Here is a 2,959-nt window from a genome sequence, read left to right as displayed (position 1 = left end):
AATCCTATTGGCAGCAAAGCCTAAAACATCTTTGTTGACAATAACTGGCTTTTTATCAATTGAAAGACTTAATTGATAAATAGCATCGGCAATTGAATCATGAGTTTCTTTTCCTTTAATAATTTCAATTAATAGCACCAAATGACACGGATTAAACCAATGCATTCCAATAAATCTTTCTGGCTTATATACAGCACTTGCTAATTCATTAATAGAAATTCCTGATGTATTTGTTGCTAGAATACATTCATCTTTAACAAATTGAGAGATATCTTGATAAAATGATTTTTTTATTTTAAGATCTTCAATAATGCTTTCAACAACTAAATCACATTCTTTAAAACAATCTTTATTTGTTGTATAGGATAAATGATTGAACAAATCCTGTGATTGCTGACTAGTCAATTCTTGTTCATTAAGTAATATAGAAACATTATCTTGGATATGTTTTTTTGCATTTGATAGTGCTTCTTCATTGAGATCATAAATAATAACACTATAATGATATTTTGCAAAAATTTGAGCCATAGAATATCCCATTGTTCCTGCTCCTGCAATCACAATTTCTTGTATGTTCATCTTTAAATCTTCATTTCTAATAATGCACTTCCAAGAGTTTTTCCGTGCATATCAATAGCTAATGATCTTGTTACTCCACCACCTAAGGCATCTTCCATAACAAAATTTAAAGCTCCAATACTCTCTATTTCATATCTAGTTATTTTTCCATGAACAATATCTTTAAAATAATCCTTTAATTTTTCTACAGTGACTTTTTCTTTAATAAGCTTATAATCCTCTTGCTGATAAGCAATAACAGAAATAACTGATATATTTCCTTTATCTCCGGTTCTTGAATGAGCAATCTCTTTAAGTAACATATTCTAAACCTCCAAATATCCAACAGTAATCTCAAAATGATCTGTTGGAACCAAAATAGATGCAATACTAATAATATCTTTTATATTTTTAGTTGCGCCACCACCACCAGATGGTCCATTTGTATACAATGCTTCTACCTCATTACCAACAATCTGAGCCTGAGCATAATCTTTTACACGTGCTGCCACTCTTAATCTTAATTCAAATGACACTCCCTGTAACAATTGATTTGAAATATGATCTTGATATAATGAATTCAGACCAATATAATCATATCTGATTTCATCTGCATTAAATCCAATCATTTCAAAGCGATGTTTTAGAACCTCTTTTGCAAGTTGCGCTTTTGCAAGCGCATTGCATCCCCCATAACTTATCTGGCCTTCACCAATGTACCAATCATGATAACCTACACTTGTTTTGTAATAGCCATTAGGTGCATGTCCGGTTGCTCCAGATATCTTAACAATATCTTTTTCTAGTTGTTCTACTTTTACATGTGAAAAATCAGCAATGACATCAGGTGTAAAATATTGAACTGGATCTTGAATTTCATATAATGTTTGTTCCTTCACTGTTTCAGTTGTCACTATACCACCAGTATGAGGTAATTTCGTTACAATACCATCTCCAGTTTCATCTACTTCTATAATTGGAAAACCAAGATTCCACAATTCTGGAACATCTTTATAACCAGGATCTGCGTAATACCCTCCTGTCACTTGTCCTGCACATTCTAATAAATGACCAATCCATGTTCCTTTACCTAATTTATCATAATCATCCATTGCCCAACCAAATTCATAGACCAACGGTCCTAATGCTAATGAAGGATCAGCAACTCTTCCCGTAATAATAATATCAGCATTATTTTCTAGAGCCTCTACTATCCCTTTGATTCCAATATATCCATTAGCAGATAAGATATCTCCATCAATAGCCATAAGAGGTTGTCCTGTTTCCATAACCTGATAATCCATATAATTCTGCAATTGGCAACTAATATCATCACCTTCAACATAAGCAATCTTAATATGTGTTAAATTTTTCTCTTTAGCCATTTTTGCACATTTTCTTGCTGCAGCCGCTGGATTAGCAGCCCCCATATTCGTAACAACTTTAACTTTATGTTCTTTTAATGCATCTAATATTTTTTCAAATCGATATTCAAATAATTCATTATATCCTAACGCTGGATGACTTTGTTTTGCTTTTTGAGCTAGTGAGATTGTTCTTTCAGCAAGACATTCAAAAATAATATAATCTAACTGCCCTTGTTCAATTAAATCAATAGCCGGCTCAATCCTATCGCCAGCATACCCAGCTCCACTACCTATACGTATTTTCTTCATATGATTCTCCTAAGTAGTTTGTAACTACTATTTTGTTTTCCTTAATATAATCTTTTATATCTTGATGACATAAAATTGATAATTCTACAACTCGATTGAGAGAATAAGAACTTTTTTCATATAATTCTAAATCACAATTTCCTGGATGAGTCATAATTTCAATATTTTTATTCTTATATTTTTCTAATATATCAATCAATCCCTCAACTGATATCTTTTCATTCACAAATTCTTTAACAAATAAATAATCACTATATCTTCTCACAGGTAAATGATATTCTTTGGCTAATCTTTCTGTTGCAAGATAATTATCATGAAAATCATGCATACCATGATGACTATCTAAGTGACTTGGCTTACGCCCAAATATTTCAATATATTTTTCTATCTGTGCTTTAAATTCAAGATAGACTTCCTGAGGATCAAACATATGTTCTTGCAGCATTTCTGGCTTATAGAAATACCCAAATTCATCAGTAAGTGTCTGATTTTGTGTGAGAGACTTTCCTAGTGTTAGTGTCAGATGAACACCGACAGCTAGATTAGGACAATCTTTTAATAATTTTTTACCATATTCAACATATTCCATATTGCATAAAGCTGTTGTTGAACGAATAATTCCTCTATGATATCCTTCGATAATACCTTCAGTTACTGCCTTTGTATAACCAAAATCATCTGCATTTATAATCACTTTCATATAAGAGAAAAGAGCACTGTTAATC

The 2,959-nt window shown here is 31.6% G+C and carries 4 protein-coding genes; all 4 read right to left on the bottom strand.

Going from position 1 to position 2,959, the window contains the following annotated elements:
- A partial coding sequence (locus ACLR9T_RS13580) for a 3-hydroxyacyl-CoA dehydrogenase family protein (RefSeq protein ID WP_413110037.1) occupies nt 1-579 on the bottom strand: 579 nt, incomplete at its 3' end.
- A 2-nt stretch (nt 580-581) separates the two neighbouring features.
- On the bottom strand, nt 582-881 hold the full coding sequence (locus tag ACLR9T_RS13575) for a hypothetical protein (protein WP_008789078.1): 300 nt from the start codon (nt 879-881) through the stop codon (nt 582-584).
- A 3-nt stretch (nt 882-884) separates the two neighbouring features.
- On the bottom strand, nt 885-2,234 hold the full coding sequence (locus ACLR9T_RS13570; protein WP_413110036.1) for an acyclic terpene utilization AtuA family protein: 1,350 nt from the start codon (nt 2,232-2,234) through the stop codon (nt 885-887).
- Nucleotides 2,212-2,958, bottom strand: a complete 747-nt coding sequence (locus ACLR9T_RS13565) for a carbohydrate deacetylase (RefSeq protein WP_413110035.1) — start codon at nt 2,956-2,958, stop codon at nt 2,212-2,214. The genes ACLR9T_RS13570 and ACLR9T_RS13565 overlap by 23 nt, the downstream gene beginning before the upstream one ends.
- Nucleotide 2,959 lies beyond the last annotated feature (1 nt).

This window comes from Thomasclavelia sp. (assembly GCF_047249845.1).
Classification (GTDB): Bacteria; Bacillota_I; Bacilli_A; order Erysipelotrichales; family Coprobacillaceae; genus Thomasclavelia.
Note: the sequence above shows the minus strand (reverse complement) of the source record. Positions and strands in the feature narration are given on the sequence as shown.